The 22,257-nt window shown below is 66.3% G+C and carries 19 protein-coding genes; 9 read left to right on the forward strand and 10 right to left on the reverse strand.

Annotated features, from left to right (window positions below; all coding sequences use genetic code 11):
• Positions 1-21 precede the first annotated feature (21 nt).
• The 3 genes from rutB to dnaE all read right to left on the reverse strand — a co-directional run bounded on the left by rutB (position 22) and on the right by dnaE (position 6,109).
• Entirely contained in the window at positions 22-750 is a 729-nt protein-coding gene (gene rutB / locus C8J43_RS00110; protein ID WP_133029276.1) for a pyrimidine utilization protein B, read from the reverse strand.
• Positions 751-931: 181 nt separating this feature from the next.
• The gene (locus C8J43_RS00115) at positions 932-2,524 is read right to left on the reverse strand and encodes a long-chain fatty acid--CoA ligase (RefSeq protein WP_133029277.1); all 1,593 of its coding nucleotides are present in this window, start codon (positions 2,522-2,524) and stop codon (positions 932-934) included.
• An 18-nt stretch (positions 2,525-2,542) separates the two neighbouring features.
• On the reverse strand, positions 2,543-6,109 hold the full coding sequence (gene dnaE / locus C8J43_RS00120; RefSeq protein WP_133029278.1) for a DNA polymerase III subunit alpha: 3,567 nt from the start codon (positions 6,107-6,109) through the stop codon (positions 2,543-2,545).
• Between the two features lie 106 nt (positions 6,110-6,215).
• Here dnaE and C8J43_RS00125 point away from each other — a divergent pair, with 106 nt between their 5' ends.
• Complete coding sequence (locus C8J43_RS00125) at positions 6,216-6,803, forward strand: HdeD family acid-resistance protein (RefSeq protein WP_133029279.1); 588 nt, start codon at positions 6,216-6,218, stop codon at positions 6,801-6,803.
• Between the two features lie 226 nt (positions 6,804-7,029).
• Here the strand turns inward: C8J43_RS00125 and C8J43_RS00130 are convergent, their stop codons facing one another.
• From C8J43_RS00130 to C8J43_RS00145, 4 genes are read right to left on the reverse strand one after another with little or no spacing between them, the layout of a single operon-like run.
• Entirely contained in the window at positions 7,030-7,509 is a 480-nt protein-coding gene (locus tag C8J43_RS00130; protein WP_133029280.1) for a glutathione peroxidase, read from the reverse strand.
• Positions 7,506-8,102, reverse strand: coding sequence for a GNAT family protein (locus C8J43_RS00135; protein ID WP_133029281.1), 597 nt, complete (start codon positions 8,100-8,102; stop codon positions 7,506-7,508). Before C8J43_RS00135 ends, C8J43_RS00130 begins: the two co-directional genes overlap by 4 nt.
• A complete protein-coding gene (locus tag C8J43_RS00140; protein ID WP_133029282.1) occupies positions 8,099-8,812 on the reverse strand; it encodes an ABC transporter ATP-binding protein in 714 nt (237 codons plus the stop codon). Before C8J43_RS00140 ends, C8J43_RS00135 begins: the two co-directional genes overlap by 4 nt.
• Positions 8,805-10,055 carry a lipoprotein-releasing ABC transporter permease subunit gene (locus C8J43_RS00145; protein ID WP_133029283.1) on the reverse strand — a complete coding sequence of 417 codons (1,251 nt, stop codon included), beginning with the start codon at positions 10,053-10,055 and terminating at the stop codon, positions 8,805-8,807. Before C8J43_RS00145 ends, C8J43_RS00140 begins: the two co-directional genes overlap by 8 nt.
• A 447-nt stretch (positions 10,056-10,502) precedes the next feature.
• On the opposite strand from C8J43_RS00145, the gene C8J43_RS00150 reads away from it, so the two are divergent.
• A complete protein-coding gene (locus C8J43_RS00150) occupies positions 10,503-11,807 on the forward strand; it encodes an efflux RND transporter permease subunit (RefSeq protein ID WP_133029284.1) in 1,305 nt (434 codons plus the stop codon).
• A gap of 45 nt (positions 11,808-11,852) precedes the next feature.
• Here C8J43_RS00150 and C8J43_RS00155 read toward each other — a convergent pair whose 3' ends face one another.
• Positions 11,853-12,278, reverse strand: a complete 426-nt coding sequence (locus tag C8J43_RS00155; RefSeq protein ID WP_133029285.1) for a DUF3291 domain-containing protein — start codon at positions 12,276-12,278, stop codon at positions 11,853-11,855.
• Positions 12,275-13,393: a zinc-binding alcohol dehydrogenase family protein gene (locus C8J43_RS00160; protein ID WP_133029286.1), complete on the reverse strand. Its 1,119-nt coding sequence runs from the start codon at positions 13,391-13,393 to the stop codon at positions 12,275-12,277. The genes C8J43_RS00155 and C8J43_RS00160 overlap by 4 nt, the downstream gene beginning before the upstream one ends.
• Positions 13,394-13,513: 120 nt before the next feature.
• Between C8J43_RS00160 and C8J43_RS00165 the strand changes: the two genes are divergently transcribed.
• From C8J43_RS00165 to C8J43_RS00185, 5 genes are all read left to right on the forward strand, one after another.
• A complete protein-coding gene (locus C8J43_RS00165; protein ID WP_133029287.1) occupies positions 13,514-14,425 on the forward strand; it encodes an AraC family transcriptional regulator in 912 nt (303 codons plus the stop codon).
• A 134-nt stretch (positions 14,426-14,559) separates the two neighbouring features.
• Positions 14,560-15,216 carry a PepSY-associated TM helix domain-containing protein gene (locus tag C8J43_RS00170; RefSeq protein WP_133029962.1) on the forward strand — a complete coding sequence of 219 codons (657 nt, stop codon included), beginning with the start codon at positions 14,560-14,562 and terminating at the stop codon, positions 15,214-15,216.
• An 11-nt stretch (positions 15,217-15,227) separates the two neighbouring features.
• A complete protein-coding gene (locus tag C8J43_RS00175) occupies positions 15,228-15,722 on the forward strand; it encodes a DUF2271 domain-containing protein (RefSeq protein ID WP_133029288.1) in 495 nt (164 codons plus the stop codon).
• 10 nt (positions 15,723-15,732) lie between these two features.
• Positions 15,733-16,572 carry a DUF4198 domain-containing protein gene (locus tag C8J43_RS00180; protein WP_133029289.1) on the forward strand — a complete coding sequence of 280 codons (840 nt, stop codon included), beginning with the start codon at positions 15,733-15,735 and terminating at the stop codon, positions 16,570-16,572.
• A gap of 67 nt (positions 16,573-16,639) precedes the next feature.
• Positions 16,640-17,611 (forward strand): FAD:protein FMN transferase, encoded by a 972-nt coding sequence (locus tag C8J43_RS00185; protein WP_243645344.1) that lies wholly within the window; start codon positions 16,640-16,642, stop codon positions 17,609-17,611.
• 281 nt (positions 17,612-17,892) lie between these two features.
• Here the strand turns inward: C8J43_RS00185 and C8J43_RS00190 are convergent, their stop codons facing one another.
• Entirely contained in the window at positions 17,893-18,714 is an 822-nt protein-coding gene (locus C8J43_RS00190) for a DUF4198 domain-containing protein (protein ID WP_133029290.1), read from the reverse strand.
• Positions 18,715-18,793: 79 nt separating this feature from the next.
• Between C8J43_RS00190 and C8J43_RS00195 the strand changes: the two genes are divergently transcribed.
• Together C8J43_RS00195 and C8J43_RS00200 are read left to right on the forward strand one after the other, a co-directional pair.
• Positions 18,794-21,070 (forward strand): TonB-dependent hemoglobin/transferrin/lactoferrin family receptor, encoded by a 2,277-nt coding sequence (locus tag C8J43_RS00195; RefSeq protein WP_207893294.1) that lies wholly within the window; start codon positions 18,794-18,796, stop codon positions 21,068-21,070.
• An 8-nt stretch (positions 21,071-21,078) separates the two neighbouring features.
• Entirely contained in the window at positions 21,079-22,047 is a 969-nt protein-coding gene (locus tag C8J43_RS00200; RefSeq protein ID WP_133029291.1) for a DUF6607 family protein, read from the forward strand.
• The last annotated feature ends 210 nt before the right edge of the window (positions 22,048-22,257 follow it).

Consider the following 22,257-nt stretch of genomic DNA (forward strand, 5'->3'; position numbering starts at 1 on the left):
TCGCGAGGGAACAGGGAAGGGTCACTTCGGCAACTGCCCGAACGAACCGCAGAAATCGCCGACGGTGCTGACCCAGCCGAAGAACTTCTCGACGTTGTAGACGGTCGCCGCCTGCATCTCGGGCGGGCCGAGGTGGTGGGTGGCGTCCTCAAGCATCACGCCGAAATATTCGAGGTGGAAGCCGTCGCGCAGCGTGCTCTCGACGCAAACGTTGGTGGCGATGCCGACGAAGACGATGTTGCGGATGCCGCGACTGCGCAGGATGCTGTCGAGCTGCGAGTTGAAGAACGCGCTGTAGCGGGTTTTGTGGACGCGGATGTCGCCGGGTTGCGGAGCGAGCGCGTCGACGATCTCGTAGTCCCAGCCGCCGCGCGCGAGGAACTGGCCTTGGAGTTCGGGGCGCGCGCGCATGGTCTTGAGCGCGTTGGACTTGTGCCAGTTGGGCGAGCCGGGGCCGCCGGCCTCGACATAGTCGGGGTCCCAACCGTTCTGCAGGAACACGACCGGCATTTTCGCTGCGCGGGCGGTGTCCAGGACCTTGGAGATCTGGGCGATGGTGCCGGCCGAGCCTGCGATGTCGAAACCGGCCGTGTCGACGTAGCCGCCGGGGGAGGCGTAGGCGTTCTGCATGTCGATGACGACCACGGCGGTTTCCGCGGGGTCGAGGCGGAGCGCTTCCGGCCGTGCGGGCAACGTGACGGCGTTCGCCTCGTTCGCGCCGGTACGGATGATCGGGGTTGCCTCGGTCATTGTGACAAGCTCGCTGCATCGTCGGAATTGTGCAAGTGCGAAATGGAGGGCGCTGTGTGGAGTATTCTCCCCTCTCCCTGGAAGGGAGGGGTTGGGGGTGGGTCGGGTTCCGTATCAGGAGACGTTGCAGCACGAGCGGGCCGACCCACCCCCGACCCCTCCCTTCCAGGGGGGGGGGAAGTCAGGCGGCCGCTAGCGTGAAATCCTTGAAGCGTTCGCGCAAGGCGGTCTTCAGCAACTTCCCCGTGGCGGTGTGCGGCAGATCGTCGACGAACACGATCGCGTCGGGGAGCCACCATTTGGCGACGTGCTTTGCCAGGTAGTCGCGGATCTCGGCTTCTCCGACTTCGCTGCCGGGTTTGCGGACTACCAGCAACAGCGGGCGCTCGTCCCATTTCGGATGGTGAATGCCGATAGCCGCCGCCTCCGCCACGCCCGGACAGCCGACCGCGGCGTTCTCCAGGTCGACGGAACTGATCCATTCGCCGCCGGACTTGATGACGTCCTTCGAGCGGTCGGTGATCTGCATCGTGCCGTCCGAATGCAGCATCGCGACGTCGCCGGTATCGAACCAGCCGTCCGCGTCGACCGCGTCCTCGTCCGCACCGAAATAGCGCTGGACGACCCAGGGGCCGCGGACCTGCAACCTGCCGGCGACCTTGCCGTCGCGGGCTAGCACCGTGCCTTCGTCGTCGATGATGCGGAGTTCTATGCCGAAGGGGACGCTGCCCTGCTTGCCGACGAGGTCCAGCTTCTCCTCGTGGCTCATGTCGTCCCAATGCGGGGGCGCGAAGCCGGCGGTGCCGATCGGCGAGGTCTCGGTCATGCCCCAGAGGTGCTTGACGGTCGCGCCCATGCCCATGATCCGCTCGATCATCGCGCGCGGCGCGGCCGAGCCGCCGATCGTGACCAGCCGCAAATGCGCAGGCGCGTCGCCGGTCGCGTCCATGTGACCGAACATCGCCAGCCAGACGGTCGGCACGCCGGCGGAGTGCGTCACCTTCTCGTCGTTCATCAGGCGGCACAACACGGCCGGATCGTTGACCGCGGAATAGACGACTTTCGCCCCCGACAGCGCGCAGGCGAACGGCAGGCCCCAGGCGGCGGCATGGAACATCGGCACGACCGGGAGCACGACGGCATTGGGGGAAAGATCGAACACCCACGGCGCGACCTCGGCCATCGCGTGGATCAGCGTCGAGCGGTGGGTGTAGAGGACGCCCTTTGGATTGCCGGTGGTGCCGCTGGTGTAGCAGAGCATGCACGGATCGCGCTCGGGGCCCTCGACCCACGCGTAATCGCCGTCCTCGGCGTCGAGCAGCGCCTGGAAACCGTCGGGGCCCAGATCGTCGAAGCAGATGTAGTGGCGGACGCTGGTCCACTGGCCGCGGAGACGATCGACGAGCGGCTGGAACGCCTTGTCGTAGAGCATCACGCGGTCTTCGGCGTGGTTGGCGATGTAGACGAGCTGTTCGTCGAACAGCCGCGGGTTGATCGTGTGGATCACGCCGCCCATGCCGATCGTGCCGTACCAGGCGACGAGGTGATGCGCGTGGTTCATGGCCAGCGTCGCAACCCGGTCACCGGGGGCTACGCCTAGCTTTTCGAGGGCTTGGGCGAGCTTGCGGGCGTCGCGCGCGATACCGGCCCAGTTGGTGCGTGTCTCGCGGCCGTCGGCCCAGTAGCTGACGAGTTCCCTTCCCCCGTGCTCCCTCGCCGCGTGGTCGATCAGGCGGGGAACACGAAGCTCGAAATCCTGCATTCCACCCAGCATTCTCGCTCTCCCAAGCTGTTATCCGACCAGAGCGAGCCTCGTTTCCGAGGTCTTCATCTCCACCTTGGCGACACCGTGCAACGACTCGATGTGCTCGACAAGCTCTCCGTCGAGCAGGAAGTCGCGGCCGAGTAGGATGCACACCTCGCCGTCGGGGGTGGGCGCGCGTATGCGGACCTCGCCGCGCGCACCGCGATGCTCGGCGAGCAGTGAGGCGAGGCCGGCGAACGCGGTCATGTCGGAGATCGTCACGACCACCTGGAAGCGCGCGAGGTTGGCGAGGCCCTCGAACGGCTGGATACGCTTGATGCTGACGCGCGGCGTGTCCTCGCCGGGCTTGCGATCGAGTTCGACGGTGATGAGCCCGCAGCCGCCGGCCTTTGCCGCCTCTTCGAGATCCTTCGAGACCTGGTCGTCGAAGCAGGTCGCCATGAACTGGCCGCTGGCGTCGGAGCATTGCGCCATCATGAAGCGCTTGCCGCGCGCGGAGGTGCGGTATCGTGCATCCTCGACGAGCACCGCCATCGTCGCGCCGGCGCGGCTGCCGTCGTCGGGGATGTTGAGCTCGGACAGCGCGGTGTAGGCGCGGGCGCCGTGGCTGACCGCGATGTGGCGGTGGCGATCGACCGGGTGCGCGGAGAAATAGAAGCCGAACGCCTCCTTCTCCTGGTCCATGCGCTGGCTGAGCGTCCAGCGGACCGAGGGGGGGAGCTTGATCGCGTCGCCTGCGGGTTCCGCATCACCGAACAGGCCGCCCTGCCCGCTGGTCTTCTGTTCGTGCGTGCGCGCGGCAATCGCGAGGATCGTCTCGGCGGTGGCGTGGATGCCGGCGCGGTTCTGGTCGAGGCCGTCGAAGGCACCGGCGGCGGCGAGCGTTTCGAGCTGGCGCTTGTTGAGCAGACGCGGGTCGACGCGCTTGGCGAGATCGTCGAGGCCGGCGAACGGGCCGTTCTGGACGCGCTCGACGATGAGCTTCTCCATCGCGCCTTCGCCTACGCTCTTGAGGGCGCCTAGCGCGTAGCGAACAGCAAGATTGTTTCCCCGCGAAGGCGGGGACCCAGTCTGGGCACCCGCCTCCGCGGGTGAACATTCTGCTGGTGGAGCGTCAGCATCCGCCAAGACTTCGACGTCGAATTCCGCCTGGCTTGCATTGATACAGGGCGGCAGCGCGGTGATCCCCAGACGGCGCATGTCGTCGGTGAAGATCGCGAGCTTGTCGGTCTGGTGCAGATCGTAGCACATCGAGGCGGCGAAGAATTCGTGCGGGTGGTGCGCCTTCAGCCATGCGGTCTGGTAGGCGAGCAGCGCGTAGGCGGCGGCGTGGCTCTTGTTGAAGCCGTAGCCGGCGAACTTGTCGATCAAGTCGAACAGCGCGTTCGCCTCGGCCTTCTTGATGCCGTTGACGGTGAGACACCCCTCGACGAAGCCCGCGCGCTGCGCGTCCATCTCGGCCTTCACCTTCTTGCCCATCGCGCGGCGCAGCAGATCGGCGCCGCCGAGCGAGAAGCCGGCCAGGACCTGCGCGGCCTGCATGACCTGCTCCTGGTAGACGAAAATCCCGTAGGTCTCCGACAGGATCGGTTCGAGCAGCGGATGCGGGTAGTCGATCGCCTCGGTGCCGTTCTTGCGGCGACCGAACGACGGGATGTTGTCCATCGGGCCCGGTCGATACAACGACACGAGCGCGATGATGTCGCCGAAATTGGATGGGCGAACGGCCGACAGCGTGCGGCGCATGCCCTCCGACTCGAGCTGGAACACGCCGACCGTGTCGCCCTTTTGCAGGAGCGCGTAGACGCCGGCGTCATCCCATTCGAGCGCCTCGAGATCGACCGTCACGCCGCGCTTCGCCAGCAGTTGCACCGCCTTCTGGAGCACCGACAGCGTCTTGAGCCCGAGGAAATCGAACTTCACGAGGCCCGCGCCTTCGACATATTTCATGTCGAACTGCGTGACGGGCATGTCGGATCGTGGGTCGCGATACAGCGGAACGAGCTGTGCCAAAGGCCGGTCGCCGATCACCACGCCGGCGGCGTGGGTGGACGAGTGGCGCGGCAGGCCTTCCAGCTTCATCGCCAGATCGAGCAGCTTTCGGACGCCGTTGTCGTTGGCGTATTCCTTCGCCAGTTCGCCGACGCCGTTGAGTGCGCGTTCCAGAGTCCACGGATCGGTCGGGTGGTTCGGGACCAGCTTGGCGAGGCGGTCGATCTGGCCGTAGCTCATCTGGAGCACACGGCCGGTGTCCTTGAGCACCGCGCGCGCCTTCAGCTTACCGAAGGTGATGATCTGCGCGACCTGATCGCGGCCGTATTTCTCCTGGACGTAGCGGATCACCTCGACGCGGCGGGTTTCGCAGAAATCGATGTCGAAATCGGGCATCGACACGCGTTCCGGGTTCAGGAAGCGCTCGAACAGCAGGCCGAGCTTGATCGGATCCAAGTCCGTAATCGTCAGCGACCAGGCGACGACCGAGCCCGCGCCCGAACCACGGCCCGGGCCGACCGGAATGTCGTGGTCCTTCGCCCATTTGATGAAGTCCGCGACGATCAGGAAGTATCCGGGAAAACCCATCTGGACGATCACGTCGACCTCGAACGCGAGCCGCTTGCGGTATACGTCGCGCCAACCGTCTTCACCCTCGCCATGGAGTTCGGTGATGCGGGCGAGACGCGCTTCGAGACCGGCTTCGGCGTCGTCGCGCAGCAGCTTGGCCTCGCCCTCGATATCGCCGGCGAGGCTGGGGAGGATCGGTTTGCGGTACGGGGCCATCACTGCGCAGCGCTGTGCGACGACGAGCGTGTTGGCGATTGCCTCGGGCAGGTCGGCGAACATCTCGTGCATCACCGGCGCGGGCTTCATCCAGGCTTCGGGGCAGCTGCGGATGCGGTCCTCGGTCTCGACATAGGTCGAGTGCGCGATGCAGAGCATAGCGTCGTGTGCGTCGCCGAACGCGCTCTCGGTGAAGCAGCACGGGTTGGTCGCGACGAGCGGCAGGTTGCGCTCATAGGCGATGTCGATGAGGTCGTTCTCGGCCGCCATCTCGGTGGCGTCGTTGCGGCGCGAGAGTTCGATGTAGAGGCGGTCGCCGAACAGGCCTTGGAGCCGGTCGAGATAGGCGCGGGCGCGGGTGGGCTGGCCTTCCGCGAACAGCCGGGCGAGACCGCCCTCGCCGCCTGCGGTGAGCGCGATCAGGCCGTCGGTGTGGCGTTCTAGCGCGGCGAAATCGACGTGCGCGGGCATCTCGATCGGGCGGTCGAGATGCGCCATCGAGACGAGTGCGCAGAGATTGTCGTAGCCGGTCATGTTCTGCGCGTAGAGCGCGAGCCAGTCGAACTGCGTCGCGACGCCGTCGGGCATGTCGGGGCGACCGACGCCGAGCATCACGCCGATGATCGGCTGCACACCATCCTTCTTGGCGGCGTCCGAATAGGCCATCGCCGCGTAGAGCCCGTTGCGGTCGGTCAGCGCAGCGGCGGGGAAGCCCAGCGCGCGTGCCTGCTTTGCGATCGCCTTCGGATCGATGGCGCCGTCGAGCATGGTGTAGCAGGAGAAAACGCGGAGAGGGACGTAACCGGAATGAGGCATCATATTCAGGTAGGCGTTGACGCGTGATTCGACCAGCGGCGTTGAGTCCGACCGGAACCCCGGACACGACGAGCCGTTGCGGCGGAGACATCTGGGAGCATTCTTCATGACCGATCCACGCGGGCACTTTGCCGATACCGAAACCACGGCTGCGGGAACGCCTCGTGCGGGTGCCGGCTGGGGGTGGATGCTGGCCTACGGTGTGCTTTCGGTGGTGCTGGGGATCATGGCATTCGCGTCGCCGCTGTTCGCGACCTATGCCGCGACGTTGGTGATCGGCGCGTTCTTGATTGCCGCCGGGATCGTGTCGATCGTGTCGGGGTTTGCCGGCAAGGGACATGAGGGACGCGGCTATGCGATCGGGTTCGGGCTGGTGTCGCTGCTGATCGGATTGATCATGGCGTTCGAGCCCGCGACGGGGGCGATCTCGCTGACGTTGCTGATTGCGGTTTGGCTTGGCATGCGTGGGGCGTTGGAGATCGGGCTTGGCGCGCGGTTTCGGCGTGGCAAGGGGCTGATGATCGCGTTGGGCGTGGTGAACATCGTGCTGGCGGTGATCGTGTTGGCGACGCTGCCTTGGTCGGCGTTGACGTTGCCAGGGTATGTGCTGGGGATCAGTTTCTTGTTTGGCGGGGTGACTTCGGTTGCTTCCGCGCTGGCGCATAAGAAGGGGGCGCCGGCGTTTTCGGTGTGAGCGCGATGTTCTCCCGCGAAGGCGGGAGTCCAGTCTGGGCCCCCGCCTTCGCGGGGGAACAGGCTTGTTTCGGGATACGCCAGCTTATCCCCTCAAGCGCCACCCCGGCGAAGGCCGGGGCCCAGTTGGGAGACGTCGCTAACTGAAGTCTGCGCTTCGTTACTGCGACCTTTCCAACTGGGCCCCGGCCTTCGCCGGAGTGGTGCCAGGTGTGGGGCGACGGCTTCTACAGCAGCTTCTCGATATCCTTGCGGATGTCCTCGGGCTTGGTGGTCGGCGCGTAGCGGTCGACAACCTCCCCATCGCGCCCGATGAGGAACTTGGTAAAGTTCCACTTGATCGCCTTCGACCCGAGCACGCCCGGCGCGTCCGACTTCAACCGCTCGAACAGCGGGTCCGCCCCTGCCCCGTTGACGTCGACCTTCGCGAACACCGGGAACGTCACGTCGTACGTCAGCGTGCAGAAATTGGCGATCTCGGCCGCATCCCCCGGTTCCTGTCCGCCGAACTGGTTGCACGGGAACGCGAGCACTTCGAACCCGCGCTCCGCATAGTCACGGTGCAGCGCTTCGAGGCCGTCATATTGCGGAGTGAAGCCGCATTTCGAAGCGGTGTTGACGATCAACAACACCTTGCCGCGATAGGGCTCGAGCGAAGCCGCACTGCCGTCTGCGCTCTTCACGGTGAAGTCGGTGATCGCGGTCATGAGCGGTCCTCGTTGCGGGCCAGCAGATACGTCAGGTTCTGACGCACGCCGGGCCATTCGTGGCGAAGGATGCTGTAGACGACGGTATCGCGCAAACGACCGTCGGCCATCACCTGGTGCCCGCGCAGCGTGCCGTCGCGCTTGGCGCCTAGGCGTTCGATCGCGCGTTGAGAGTTCTTGTTAAGTGAATCGGTGCGGATCTGGACGCATTCGCAGCCGAGGGCATCGAAGGCATGGGTCAGCAGCATGAGCTTGGCTTCGGTGTTGACGCCGGTGCGCTGGACGGACTTGGCGTAGAAGGTGCCGCCGATCTCGAGCCGCTTGTTCGGCTCGTTCATCCGCATGAAGCGGGTGGTGCCGACGACAATTCCGTTCGCCACCACGGCGAACAGACGAGCACGCCCGAAGTCCTGCTCGCGCAACGCCGTGGCGAGCCAGCGGTCGGGCGCCTTCATCATTGTGACGTTGGCGTAGAACGTATCCCAAAGGTTGTCCGCCGATGCGGCCGAGACCAGCGCGTCCATGTCGTCAGCGACGAGCGGGCGGAGCGTGACGTGACGCCCGGTGAGCGTCGGCGTCTCGCCCCAGCTCACGCCAGCCGTCCCTCGTGTAGTCGCAGCACGCGGTCCATGCGGGCCGCGAGCCGCTCGTTATGAGTCGCGACCACCGCCGCGGTGCCCTGTTCGCGAACCAAACGGATGAACTCGGCGAAGACGATGTCGGCGGTGTGTTCGTCGAGGTTGCCGGTAGGCTCGTCCGCCAGCACGAGTGCAGGCTTGTTGGCGAGCGCGCGGGCGACTGCGACGCGCTGTTGCTCCCCGCCGGAAAGCTGACTCGGGCGGTGCGTCAGGCGGTGGCCGAGACCGAGTTGGGTCAGCAATTCCGCCGCTCGCGCGTCCGCCTCGGCGCGCGTCGCGCCGTGGACGAGCTGCGGGAGGACGACGTTCTCGGTCGCGTTGAAGTCCGGCAGCAAATGGTGGAACTGATAGACGAAGCCGAGGCTGTCGCGACGCACCACGGTCCGCTCATGTGCGTTGAGCTTGGCCGCCTCGGTGCCGGCGATCCTGATCGATCCCTGGAAGCCGCCCTCGAGCAGGCCCACGGCTTGCAACAGCGTCGACTTACCCGAGCCCGACGGTCCGAGCAGCGCGACGATCTCGCCCGGTGCGATCGCGAGGTCGACGCCGCGCAGCACGTCGATGGTCGCGCCGCCCTGAGTGAAGCTCTTGGTCAGCCCGCTGGTCTGGAGGACGTAATCGTCGAACTTCTCGATCTTGCGGTCGATACGAAGGCCTTCATTCATAACGCAGCACCTGCACGGGGTCGGTACTCGCCGCTTTCCAGGCCGGATAGAGCGTTGCGAGGAAGCTGAAAACGAGCGCCATCAGCGCGATCACGACGATCTCGACGGGATCGGTCTTCGACGGGAGCTCGGTCAGATAGCGGATCGACGGATCCCACAGGTTCTGGCCGGTGAGGAGCTGGACGAAGTTCACCACGCCCTGCCGGTAGAACAGGAAGATGAAGCCGAGCACGAGCCCCGCGACCGTCCCGAGCGCACCGATCGTGGTGCCGACGACGATGAAGATGCGCATCATCGAGCCACGAGTCGCGCCCATCGTCCGCAGGATCGCGATGTCGCGGGTCTTGGCGCGGACCAGCATGATCAGCGAGGACAGGATGTTGAACACCGCGACGAGGATGATGATCGACAGCACGGTGAACATCGCGACGCGCTCGACCGCGAGGGCCTCGAACAATTGCGCGTTCATCGTCCGCCAGTCCTGGATCACCGCCTGCCCGCCGATCTTGTCGGCCAGCGGCTTGAGGATCTCGCCGACGCGGTCCGCATCGACCGTCTTCAACTCGACCATGCCGGCCGCGTCACCCATCAGGAGCAGCGTCTGCGCGTCCTCGATCGGCATGATGATATACGCCTTGTCGTAATCATAGACGCCGATCTCGAAGATCGCGCCGACCGTATAGCTGACGATCCGCGGGACGGTGCCGAACGGCGTCGTCTGGCCTTGCGGGCTGAACAGCGAGATCTCCGAGCCGACCTGCGCACCAAGCGATTCGGCGAGCCGCGAGCCGATCGCGATCCGGCCGGATCCTTGCGTGATCGACTGGAGCGACCCCATCACGACCTTGTTGCTGATCGTCGAATTGCGGCGGATGTCGTCGACGCGCATCCCGCGCACCAGCACCGCCTCGGCGCGGCCGTTGTAGGTGGCAGCGAGCGGCTGTTCGATCAGCGGCAGCGCGCTGGTGACGCCCGGCGTCTTCTGCGCCTGCGCGACGATCTCGCGCCAGTCGGGGAGCCGGTTGCCGACGCCCTGCACCACCGCATGGCCGTTGAGCCCGACGATCTTGTCGAACAGCTCGGCGCGGAAGCCGTTCATCACGCTCATCACGATCACCAGCGCGGCGACGCCGAGCATGACCGCGACCAGGCTGATCGAGGCGACGAGGAAGATGAATGCCTCGCCCTTGCCCGGCAGCAGATAGCGGCGGGCTATCATCCGTTCGTAGCGGGACAGGATCATGGGCGGCCAGGTTCGATCGTTAGGGATACAGTGCAGCGGCTCTAGGACGCGGCCCGTTGCGAGGCAACTGTCCGGCCTGCTTGGGACGGTACGGCGGAGCGTACGGCGGACCATACGGCGCGGCTCGCATTGGTCCCGGATCGGAAGTGTCTAGATTGGTCTGTTGCGAAACCGCCACAGCCGCAGTCCAATCGTGAAACGGCTTGCGCAAAGACCGTGACAAAATCCATCGACATAACTAGCAACAAACTCGCTGAGACACAGGCAACGGCCGTGGTTCGGGGACTGCTTTTACGCCGCGCCGCAAGGTGCAGAGCGGAAGCAAAAAAATGGGGGCTGACGAGCGATCGTCACGCAGGCGCCCGGATCGGCAACGGTCCGGGCGTTTGCTTGTCCGGCACAGTTCTCGCGCGGTCTATACTTCGAGACATCTTCAGGTAGTAGCACTTGATCCCGCGGTGGTGCCGTCATCCTGACGAAAGTCGGCACCCAGCGATAAACAGCACTGCGCGCGTTACTCTGGATCCTGACTTTCGTCAGAATGACGGGCGCGGTCACGAGAGCGGGTGGATAGCTCGAGGCAGAGCAGCGAGGGCGTGCCATCGACCCAGCGGGAACGCGTACGAGATCACGCAGCCGATCCAGATGCGCTTCAACGAGCTGATCGCCGGCGTGCGCGGCGACATTGCGGTCAAGGTGTTCGGCGACGACTTCGGGGGCATGAACGCCGCCGCGGACCGCATCGCCGAGGTCCTGCGCACGACGCGCGGCGCGGTCGACGTGCGCGTCGAGCAGACGGAGGGTCTGCCGATGCTCGACATCCGTCCGAACCGGATGGCGATGTCGCGGATCGGCGTCACGGCCGGAGACGTGCAGGACACCGTGGCCGCCGCGATCGGTGGGCGCGAGGCCGGCATGATCTTCGAAGGCGATCGGCGTTTCCCCGTCGTGATCCGCCTGGCGGAGGCATCGCGCTCGGACCTCACCCAGGTGGCGCAGATCCCCGTCCCGACATCGGCGGGCGGGTTCGTGCCGCTATCGACCGTCGCCGACATCGCGGTCGTCGACGGCCCCAACCAGATCAGTCGCGAGAACGGCAAGCGCCGCGTGGTCGTCCAGGCCAACGTCCGCGACCGCGACGTCGTGGGCGTGGTCGCCGACGCGCGTGCGGCGATCGATACGCAGGTGACGATGCCGCCCGGAACCTACGTCGAATGGGGCGGGCAGTTCGAGAACCTCGCCTCCGCGCGCGATCGCCTGATGCTGGTCGTGCCGGTCTGCTTCGCGGTCATCATGCTGCTGCTCTACGGCGCGCTCGGCTCGATCCGCGACGCGGCGATCGTGTTCACCGGCGTGCCGCTCGCGCTGGTCGGCGGCGTCCTCGTGCTCGTGGTTCGCGGCATGCCGTTTTCGGTCTCGGCTGCGGTCGGCTTCATCGCGCTGTCGGGGATCGCCGTGCTCAACGGTCTGGTCATGGTGTCATCGATCCACGACCTGATGGCGGGGGGCATGGACAGGATCCGCGCCGCGCACGATGGCGCGCTGGCCCGGCTGCGCCCCGTGGCCATGACGGCGCTCGTGGCCAGCCTCGGCTTCGTGCCGATGGCACTCGGGCACGGCGCCGGTGCCGAGGTGCAGAAGCCGCTGGCGACCGTCGTCATCGGCGGTCTGATCTCGGCGACGCTGCTGACGCTCTTCGTCCTGCCGACACTCTATGCACGGTTCGGCAATGGAGGGCATCGAAGGATGTGATCTCCGAGAACGCACTCGATGCGGGAGACCCTGCATAGGCTGCCCTCAAATCCGCACCATCTGCGCAGGCTCGCTCGCTGCGAAGCCGACACCCGCATGCCCCGGTCCCGGATGGCGGAGCGGCACGGGACGTCCCTCGCGGCGCATCCGCTCGATCGCCGCCGGCCAGGACGGGAGGTCGGCGCTGTCCTGAACCCACCGAACGGTGCTGGCCTCGTCGCCCCACTCGCTCATCTTGGGCATCGCGTTGCGGTGGGCGCCGCCGGTGACATACGCCAGCAGTGCGGCCTCGTCGCGCCATACGCTCATCGTCCAATAGGCGCGGTCGCGATCGTGGCGCAGCGCTCCGGCGATGTAACCGTCGCTTCGCCTGATCTGCGCGAGGCAGCGCTGCGCATGGATCAGGAAGAAGGGCAGGAACCGCAGGCTGCGAACGCGGAAGCGGGTGACGCTGACGACGAAGCCGCTCACAACGTCACGACCAGCTTGGTCGCCGAGACACCGCGGCGTTGCCGCTCGAGTGCCGCCGGAATCGCCGCCAGCCCGTGTCCTGCAATTTCGACTGCAGGCGCTGCCACGTAGCGGCCGTCGGCCAGCGCTTCGGGCAGGAATGTCTCGAAGGTCATCGGCCCCACTTCGTTGCTGATCAAGGTGCTGCCCCAGATCATCTTCAGCGTCACTTTCTTCCGGCGTGCGCTCAGCGCGAGCGCGATGTTTCCCGCGACCGTGCCGGCCATCGCGGCAATCAACTTGCGCCAATGGCCGCGTCCTGCCGGGACTGCGTCGAAGGACGCGGGCGGCGTCGCCATCGCGATGAAGCGATTGCCTTTGCATGGTCCCAGGATGTCGATGCACGGCTGCACCGATCCCGCGCCGATCGCGACCGCGCCTGCGACCGTTTTCCCACGCAACGCCGCGCCTATGTCGGCAACGACGGTCGGGCTGCGATAGTCGAATACAGCGGTCGCGCCGAGCCGCTTGAGGAGGTCGAAGTTGCGCGGCGAGGCCGTAGCGATCACTTCGTAGCCAGCGGCGACGGCCAGTTGCACCGCATTGACGCCGACGCTGGTCGACCCACCCCATACCAAGACGATCCGACCGATCGCCCGTGCTCCCTTGGCGGGTGCGTTCAGCGCAAGGAAATTGCGCTGAAATAGCGCGCAGGCTGCCGTCGAGATACCGAGCGGCAGCGCGCTGGCATCCTCGAAGGCAAGCGCATCCGGGATCGCCGCCGTCATATGCTCGAGCAGGACGACGTAGGTCTGGAAGGCGCCCTCTGCGGCGCGGTTACGCGTCTTATCGGTGCTCCCGGCAAAACCCACGACCCGGTCACCGACCCGAAACCGGGTCACGTCCGCGCCAACGGCGACCACATCGCCGGCGACGTCGGAGCCGACGATCGCCGGATAGTGCAGATAGGGGGTCATCAGGTCGCCCGAGGTCTGCACCAGCCGGTCCATCGGGTTCACCGCGATCGCACGGGTGCGGATGACGATTTCACCCGACTGCGCGGTCGGAAACGGCGCTGCCCCCACGGTGAAGGCAGCGCGCTTGGAGGAAAGCCAGAGGGCAGTGTTGTCGGTCATGATCTGTCTCCCGCGGTGCCAGGTGAAGATGCATCGCTGGGATCCGGGATAGTCCCGTGACACTGGACGGCCCATGCTGCAAAGTCCGCCAATTCATCGCCAGCGTCCAGGATTGTCGCAATGGATCCCTTGTCGGATGTGCTCGCCCTGCTGAAGCCCAGCAGCTACGGATTTCGAGGCCTGGATGCCGGCGGGGACTGGGCGCTCGCCTACCCGCCGGCCGAGGGCGTCAAATGCTTCGCGATTGACACCGGGACATGCTGGATCGCACTGGAAGGCGGAAGCGAGCCGATGGCGCTTCACGCGGGCGACTTCATCCTGTTTCCCGGCCGCGTCGCGTTCAGCCTCTACAGCGCGATCGGCGCGCCGGTGACCGACGCCTTTGCATTCTTCCCGTCGTTCCCCGCCGGCGAGACCGGTGTCCTCGGTGGCGGCGGCAGTTGCTCGGGCGTTGGCGGCTTCTTCGACTTCACCGGGCTCCACACCGACCTGTTGCTCGGCATCCTGCCCCCGATCGTCCACATCCGGGCAGAGGCGACCAAGGCGGCGCTCGGCTGGCTGATCGAGCGGTTGATGCGCGAGCTGCGAGACCCGCAACCGGGCGGCACGCTGATGGCGGGGCATCTGGCGCAGACGCTGCTGATCGAAGCACTACGACTACACCTCGCCGAGCGCTCGCCGCACAGCGCAGGCTGGTTGTTCGCGCTGGCCGACACGCAGATGCGCGCCGTGATCTCGGCAATGCATGCAGACCCCGCCCGGCGCTGGACGCTTGCCGATCTCGCCCGAACGGGCGGCATGTCGCGGTCCAGCTTTGCCGTGCGGTTCAAGCAAACGGTCGGCGAGCCGGCGATGGACTATTTGACCCGCTGGCGGATGATGCTGGCGGCCGATCGGCTGGCGAGCGGGCGTGTCTCGATCGCGACCGTGGCACCCGCCGTCGGCTACGAGTCTGAAAGCGCGTTCAGTGCGGCGTTCAAGCGGACGTTCGGCCACTCGCCGAGCGAGTTCACCAAGGCGGTGGCCGCATAGCCGGCCTTATTGCCGCAGGCGGCGATCACGCAGACGTCCTTTTCAGCGTGCGATAGCGAGCGCGCGCGATCGATAATGAGAGTTAGTCGCATTATTCTTGATGCGCCTTTCGACAGGCGTTAGGCGGAGGTGTGATATCGCAATCTCCCTCTTCACCTCGCCGCACATCAGTCAGCCGCAACCGGAAAAAATGGCGTAGCTGGTGGTTGAAGCAGCTCCATAGCTGGCACTGGATCAGCGCGGCCTTGTCGCTGGTCGGCATGCTGCTGTTCGCGATAACGGGCATTACGCTGAACCATGCGGCGACGATCGGTGCCAAGCCGGTGGTCGTCGAGAAAAGCGGCATGCTGCTCCCCTCGCTGCGCCGCATGCTGACCGCACCGCACACGCCGGACACCCCTCTGCCCGCGCCCGTCGCGAAAAGCGTCGCGGCCACGGTCGGCCTCGATCCCGCGGGCAAGTCGGTCGAGTGGTCCGACACCGACGCCTATGTCGCGCTGCCACGCCCGGGTGGCGACGCCTGGGTCAGCATCGAGCGCGCGACCGGACGCATCACCGCGGAGACAACTGATCGCGGCTGGATCTCGTACCTGAACGACCTCCACAAGGGGCGGAATGCAGGCGCGGCATGGGCGTGGTTCATCGACATCTTCGCCGGCGCCTGCATCGTGTTCACGTTGACCGGGCTGCTCCTGTTGCAGCTTCACGCGCGCCATCGGCCGACGACCTGGCCGATCGTTGCCGCCGGGCTCGCCATTCCCGTCCTGCTTGCCATCCTGTTCGTCCATTGAGGGGTTCTGCCATGCGTCCTACCGCGTTGCTTTTGTTTGGCGGGGCGATCACCGCGCCTGCGCTGTCGTTGCCCGCCAGCGCCGCGCCCGCGGGCACCGTCACGATCACCATCCACCGGCTGAGCGTCGCGGAATATCACAAGCCCTATGTCGCGGTCTGGCTGGAGCCCGTCGGCGGCGGTGCGCCGCGGACGCTGGCGGTCTGGTATGATCTCAAGAAGCGCGGCAACGATCCCGGCACCAAATGGCTCGCGGACCTGCGCGCGTGGTGGCGCAAGGGCGGTCGCAGCATGACGATGCCCGCCGACGGCGTCAGCGGCGCGACGCGGACGCCGGGCCAGTACACCATCCCGCTTCCCGCCGACGTCAAGCCCGGCCAGTATGTCCTGAACGTCGAGGCTGCGCGCGAAACCGGCGGCCGCGAGCTCGTGTCCGTACCGCTTACCGCCGGAGCCCGCACCACGGGCAAGACCGAGCTCGGCGCCGTCGCCATCTCCGCCCGCTAAGGATCACAGCATGAAGCCTTTCGCCGTACGCCTGATGGCCGCCGCTGCGCTGTTGTCGATCCCCGCCGCGCTGTCTGCGCACCGCATGTGGCTGTTGCCGTCGGCCACGGTGTTCTCGGGGACCGATGGCTGGGTGACGGTCGACGCCGCGGTCTCGAACGACCTGTTCTTCTTCGATCACCAGCCGCTCCGCCTCGACGGCATGAAGGTCTGGCAGCCCGACGGCAGCGAAGGCGCATTGCAGAACGGCGCGACCGGCCGCTATCGCTCGGTGTTCGACGTCAAGCTCGACAAGCCCGGCACGTGGAAGATCGGCACGCAGATGTCTGCGGTCATGGGCAGCTTCAAGGTCGATGGCGTCGAAAAGCGCCTCGGCGGTCGTCGCGGTCCGCCCCAGCCGAACGCGCCTGCCCCGCTGACCGTCGCCGACATCCCCGCCAACGCGACCGACGTGAAGGTCACCGAGGTTTCGGGCCGCAACGAGATCTTCGTAACTGCGGGCGCGCCGACCACCACCGTGTTCAAGACGACCGGCAAGGGTCTCGAGTTCGAACCGATCACGCACCCGGACGAACTGGTGGCAGGCGAGACCGCCAAGTTCCGTTTCCTGGTTGACGGCAAACCCGCTGCCGGCCTGAAGGTCACGGTGATCCCCGGTGGCAAGCGCTATCGCAACGATGAGGGCGCACGCGAGCTGACCACCGGCGCGGACGGCGTGTTGAGCGTCTCGTGGCCGACCGCCGGGATGTATTGGCTCAACGCGACGCTCACTGACGCCAAGGCAACGAGCCCGCGCGCGACCGAGCGGCGGATGAGCTACGTCACGACGCTCGAAGTGCTGACGCCCTGAGGCGCACAGCATGAGTTTGGCGGCATGAGTTTTGGCGGCATGAGTTTGGCCGCATGAGGATCGCGGCATGAGGATCGCGCTGCCACCGACGATCGACGCCGCGGCGTTCGCGGCGCGCGATCCGTCGGCGGTGGTGCTCGATCTGCACGGCGAGACGATGGGGACGTCGTGGAGCGTGCGCTTCGCTGCGCCCGCCGGCACCGATCCGTCGTCGATCCGCGCGGCGATCGTCGCGCGGCTGGCCGGGCTCGTCGCCGAGATGAGCCACTGGGCACCGAATTCAATGCTGTCCCGCTTCAACCGGTCCGCGCCTGGCACCTGGACGACGCTCCCACCCGACTTCGCGCATGTCATGACGCGCGGCCTCGCGATCGCCGAGCTTACGAACGGTGCGTTCGATCCGGCGATCGGCAGGCTCGTCGATGCCTGGGGTTTCGGCCCCGTTCCCGTGGCGCGTCTGGCCAGCGCTCCCGAAATCGAGACGGCGCGCGCGACATCGGGCTGGTCCAGGCTCTCGTTCGCCGCAACCGGCGCGCATCTCCGCCAACCCGGCGGCACCTCGCTCGACCTGTCGGGGATTGCCAAGGGACACGCGGTCGACGTTATCGCGGACCTGCTCCACGACGCAGGCATCGCGAACGCACTGGTCGAAATCGGCGGCGAGCTCGTCGGTCGTGGTATCAAGCCCGACGGCGATCCCTGGTGGGTCGACCTCGAAAGTCCACCCGGCCTGACACTACCCCCGCTCCGGATCGCGCTGCACGGCCAAGCGGTAGCGACCTCAGGCGACTATCGCCGCGGCGCCCACACGCTCGATCCACGCACCGGACGCCCGATCGAAACGCTCGTCGTCTCCGCCAGCGTGGTCCACCAGACCGCGCTCGACGCCGACGCCTGGGCGACCGCGCTGACCGTGCTTGGCCCGGACGGCCTTGACCTTGCGCACAACCAAGGGATCGCCGCTCGGCTCGTCACGGAGATCGACGGCACCGTCCGAGAATATTTTACTCCCGGTCTATCCGCGATGCTGAGCGACTAATTGCCGCCTCTCGATACATCCCCGGATGGGTGTCTATTCTGGTAGAACTTGTTTCCCCGCGAAGGCGGGGACCCAGACTGGACTCCCGCCTTCGCGGGAGAACAAGGAGGCGCAAGATGACGTCGGAGATAGCCCGATTAAATAGGGTCCGTTCCTACTCTCTCGCAGCGGACCAAAGATCCAGCTCTGCCGAACGGGGTGAAGCCCACCATAGAAAACGAATAGCAGCACCCTGAAATCCTGCCCCGCCAAGGGGAGGATACGGAGACAGCGACGTCGCCTCAGATCGCCTCGAACGCCAGCGTCACGGTAAAGCTCGAATACGCATCCGCCGCGCCCGGCGTAGCTGCGCGGTGCCGCACCAGAATCAGGTACCGCCCGGCATCGGACGGGGTCAGCGTCACCTTCCCGGCCTTGTCGCTGTTCACCACGGCGACCTGCTTGCGGCCGTCATAGAACCCCGCCTCGCGGAACAACGTCACGGGTTCGCCGGCGAGCGGCTTGCCCTCGTACAGGATTTCGAACGCCGCCGCTGAACCCGGCGCATAACTGCTCGGATCGCCGAGTGGATGAATCTCCAGCGCCTTGCCGCGCGCCGTCAGCGCCCCCGCAGCGCCGGGCTTGCCGCGCACCACATAGGCGTCGGCCAGCGTCGTGCTGCGCACGTCGACCGACGTCACGCCGGGCGGTGGCGTTTTGCCTTCACCGACGATCGTCCAGGCCTCGCCGGTCCGGTACATCTTGCTCAACCGGCCGATCCGCTGTCCGGACGACAGCCGGTACACACCGTCCGCTGGTAGCGCGGCCTCGACGATCGCCTGGTCGGTGGTCAGCGTCGGTGCGGCCAGCTTGACGGTCTTTCCGTCGGGCCCGGTGATCTCGAACGGCGCGTCCTTCATCGCAATCTCGGGCCGGAATGCGTCCTCTGTGAACGATGCCTGGAGCGTGACACGATCACGCCCTGCCGCGTCGAACACGCTCGGCAGCACATACGGCATGTGCGCCGCCGAAGGCCCCGACACGAGGGCGAGTACAGTGGCTATGGCGGGGGCGAGCGCCCCGGTCGCTTGTGCCGTCCGCCAATTTCCCCTGATCTTCGTCATCGCGATGCTCCTTTTCGACACCACTTGATAACGAGAATGATTCGCACTAGCAAGCCGCCAGACTGTGGGGACAACGAACATGACATTGACCAAATTACTGGCGGGCATCTCGCCGATTGCCCTGATGATCGGCGCCGCCGGCCCTGCAGCTGCAAAGCCAGTTCTCGCCGAAGTTACTCCTGCTTCGGCGGCCGATAAGCCGACTGCCACCGTGCCCGCCGCCGATCCGGATGGGCAGGACAAGGTCATCACCGTCACCGCAACGCGCACCGAAAAGGCGGTGGAGGACGTTCCCGCCACCGTGTCGGTGATCGACGCGAAGACGATCGAGGATCGCTTCATTTCCGACATCAAGGATCTGGTGCGCTACGAGCCAGGCGTAACCGTCCGCCGCGCGCCGTCGCGCTTCACCGCCGCCGGATCGTCGACCGGGCGCGACCGTGACAGCGGGTTCAACATCCGCGGGCTCGAGGGCAACCGCGTGCTGATCACCGTCGACGGCGTCCGCGTCCCCGACGCGTTCAGCTTCGGCGCACAGTCTGTGGGCCGCGGCGATTACGTCGATCTAGACCTTCTCAAATCGGTCGAGATCTTACGCGGCCCCGCCTCCGCACTCTACGGCAGCGACGGGGTCGCGGGCGCGGTCAGCTTCATCACCAAGGACCCGCGCGATTTCCTCGCCGACGGCAAGCTCGTCGGCGGCGGGCTTCGCTCAAGCTACGATTCCTCGGACGACAGCTGGACCAACGGCTTCGTGGTCGCAGGGCGCACCGGCGATATTGAGGCGATGGTCGCCTACACCCGTCGCGACGGGCACGAAACCGAGACCAAGGGCAGCAACGACAGCGCGACCACCGATCGCACGACGGCAAACCCGCAGGACATCGAGTCCAACGCGCTGCTCGGCCGCCTCGTCTGGGCACCGAACGATGCCAGCCGGTTACGCCTGACCTACGAGCATTTCTCATCCGTGGTCGACACCGACGTGCTCAGCGCGATCGCCAAGCCTCCACTCGCAGCGACGTCGGTGATCGGGCTCACTGCGCACGACACGACCGAGCGCAACCGCGGCACGCTCGACTATCGCTACATCGGCGCCGGCTTCGTCAGCGGTATCCGCGCGGCAGGCTATTACCAGAAGAGCCTCACGCTCCAGGCCGGGGCAGAGGACCGCAACACCGCCGCCGATCGCACGCGCATCAACCGCTTCGACAACGAGGTGTACGGCGGCACGCTGCAACTCGAAAGCCGCGCCGCGACCGGGCCGTTGACTCACCTGTTCGCCTATGGCGCCGACTACTCGCACACCCGCCAGACGGGTGTGCGAGACGGCACCGTCGCGCCTGCGGGCGAGGTTTATCCGACCCGTGCCTTCCCGACGACCGACTACACGCTGGTCGGCGTGTTCGCGCAGGACGAGATTGCCATCGCAGACGGGCTACTGACGCTGTTCCCGTCGATCCGTCACGATCACTACAAGCTGAACCCACAGAACGATCCGCTGTTCACGACCTTCGTACCGCGCGAGCAGAACGGATCGAAGGTGACGCCGCGGATCGGTGCGGTCGCCAAGCTGAACGAGGGCGTCCGGCTGTTCGCCAACTATGCGCAGGGCTTCAAGCCGCCCGAGCCGAACCAGATCAACAACGGCTTCGCCAACATCACGCAGAATTACCGCTCGGTTCCCAATCCCGACCTCAAACCCGAGACGAGCAGCAGCGTCGAAGGCGGCATCCGGTTGAGCGGCACCGGCTGGTCGCTGAGCGGGACCGCGTTCAGCAGCCGCTTCCGTAACTTCATCGACCAGGTCCAGGTCAGCGGCGCCTTCACCGCGGCGGACCCGGCGGTGTACCAGTATATCAACCGCGGCCGCGTCAAGATCGAGGGAGTCGAGGCCCGCGGCGAGGCGCGCCTCCCGATCGGCGTCGGGGTCCGCGCCGCCGCGTCCTACGCCAAGGGCACGATGCGAACGACCGGCGTCGCCGGTACGCAGCCGCTCGACAGCATCGAACCCGTCAAGGTCGTTGCCGGCATCTTCTACCAACCCGAGGCCGGGCCGTTCCGCGCCGAGGTCGTCGCGACGCATTCGGCGGGCAAGAAGGTCGGCGACACCAACAACAGCTGCAACACGGCGGCCACCAGTTGCTTCACGCCGTCGGGCTTCTGGATCCTCGACGCCACCGCGTCGCTGCGCGTGATGGATCACGCGACGCTGCGCGCGGGGATCTTCAACATCACCGACAAGAAGTATTTCTGGTGGAGCGACGTCCGCGGACTGACCTCGACCTCGGTCGTCCGCGACGCCTATTCGCAACCCGGCCGCAACGCCGGGCTCTCCTTCTCGCTCAACCTGTGAGGCTCCTGATGTTCCGTTCCCTTCTCCTCGCGACCGGGCTGACGCTGGCTGTGCTCCCCGTCGTGCCCACGATCGCGTCGGCGCAAACGCAGGCCGTCTACGGCGACCAGGCCCGCGATCACGCGTCGATCCTGGCGATGGCCGGCACGTTCAAGGTGACGTTCGACATGCGCGAGACCACACCGCTGGTGGCGGGCTACACGCCCTACCCCGCCAAGCTCAGCGGTGGGCACGAGGTCGTTCGCGCGATCGTCGATACGCCCGACCATGTCGTGCTCCAGCATCTACTGGTCGTCACCGACGGCAACGCCAAGACGATGGTGATCAAGCACTGGCGACAGGACTGGACGTGGCAGCCCGCGACTGTGCTCGTCTACACCGCGGCAGGCCGCTGGACGCTAAGGCCGCTGTCGGAAACCGAACGGCGCGGCGCATGGTCGCAGACGGTGTGGCAGACCGACGATTCCCCGCGCTATGGCGGCGTCGGTCGCTGGCGCTACGACGATGGCGCGACGCGGTGGACCAGCGACGAGACCCGCCGCCCGCTCGCGCGCCGCGATGCGACCCGCAATCCGCCCTATGATCACTATATCGGCAGCAACCGCCACGTGCTCACCCCCGCCGGCTGGGTCCACGAGCAGGACAACGCCAAGATCGGCCTCAAGGACGGCAGGCCCGCCACGTACGTCCACGAATACGTCATCAACACCTACACCCCCGCGACCGACTTCGCAGTCGCGGCGGCCGACGCGTATTGGGCGAAGACGAAGGACTATTGGGCAGCGGTCCGTACCGACTGGGACCGCGCGATCGCGAAAGGCTCAGGCCTGCGGGTTGCGGAAGACGCGTCGAATGGATCGACCACCGGCCACCAGTTGATGTTGCTCGCCGACGATATCGCGGCGCGTGAAACCGATCAGAAGTCGGGAGAGGCCGAAGCCGCCAATCTGATCCGGCGCGAGAGCGGGACATCATGAATGTCTCGCGTCGATCTAGCGGGTTCCCGCTATCTGATCCACGAAGCGACATTCGGGCCGGCCCCGCCTCTCACCGAAACCAGCCGTTCATCCATGCTCCGATTGCGCGCGTTCGAACCCGCTTTTTCGGCGCGGAGACCGCCCTCACGCGTTGAACTTAGACCTCGGGCAAGCGTCCGAGCCGGTGATCAGCAAGAAATTTGAGCGTGT

The sequence above is a fragment of the Sphingomonas sp. PP-CE-1G-424 genome (genome assembly GCF_004341085.1).
Lineage (GTDB): Bacteria > Pseudomonadota > Alphaproteobacteria > Sphingomonadales > Sphingomonadaceae > Sphingomonas.

Bases quoted from the DNA above. Each gene is read 5' to 3' on its own strand.
- rutB (WP_133029276.1), bottom strand. From the start codon at position 750: ATGACCGAGGCAACCCCGATCATCCGTACCGGCGCGAACGAGGCGAAC.
- C8J43_RS00115 (WP_133029277.1), bottom strand. From the start codon at position 2,524: ATGCTGGGTGGAATGCAGGATTTCGAGCTTCGTGTTCCCCGCCTGATC.
- dnaE (WP_133029278.1), bottom strand. From the start codon at position 6,109: ATGCCTCATTCCGGTTACGTCCCTCTCCGCGTTTTCTCCTGCTACACC.
- C8J43_RS00125 (WP_133029279.1), top strand. From the start codon at position 6,216: ATGACCGATCCACGCGGGCACTTTGCCGATACCGAAACCACGGCTGCG.
- C8J43_RS00130 (WP_133029280.1), bottom strand. From the start codon at position 7,509: ATGACCGCGATCACCGACTTCACCGTGAAGAGCGCAGACGGCAGTGCG.
- C8J43_RS00140 (WP_133029282.1), bottom strand. From the start codon at position 8,812: ATGAATGAAGGCCTTCGTATCGACCGCAAGATCGAGAAGTTCGACGAT.
- C8J43_RS00145 (WP_133029283.1), bottom strand. From the start codon at position 10,055: ATGATCCTGTCCCGCTACGAACGGATGATAGCCCGCCGCTATCTGCTG.
- C8J43_RS00160 (WP_133029286.1), bottom strand. From the start codon at position 13,393: ATGACCGACAACACTGCCCTCTGGCTTTCCTCCAAGCGCGCTGCCTTC.
- C8J43_RS00165 (WP_133029287.1), top strand. From the start codon at position 13,514: ATGGATCCCTTGTCGGATGTGCTCGCCCTGCTGAAGCCCAGCAGCTAC.
- C8J43_RS00175 (WP_133029288.1), top strand. From the start codon at position 15,228: ATGCGTCCTACCGCGTTGCTTTTGTTTGGCGGGGCGATCACCGCGCCT.
- C8J43_RS00180 (WP_133029289.1), top strand. From the start codon at position 15,733: ATGAAGCCTTTCGCCGTACGCCTGATGGCCGCCGCTGCGCTGTTGTCG.
- C8J43_RS00185 (WP_243645344.1), top strand. From the start codon at position 16,640: ATGAGGATCGCGCTGCCACCGACGATCGACGCCGCGGCGTTCGCGGCG.
- C8J43_RS00190 (WP_133029290.1), bottom strand. From the start codon at position 18,714: ATGACGAAGATCAGGGGAAATTGGCGGACGGCACAAGCGACCGGGGCG.
- C8J43_RS00195 (WP_207893294.1), top strand. From the start codon at position 18,794: ATGACATTGACCAAATTACTGGCGGGCATCTCGCCGATTGCCCTGATG.
- C8J43_RS00200 (WP_133029291.1), top strand. From the start codon at position 21,079: ATGTTCCGTTCCCTTCTCCTCGCGACCGGGCTGACGCTGGCTGTGCTC.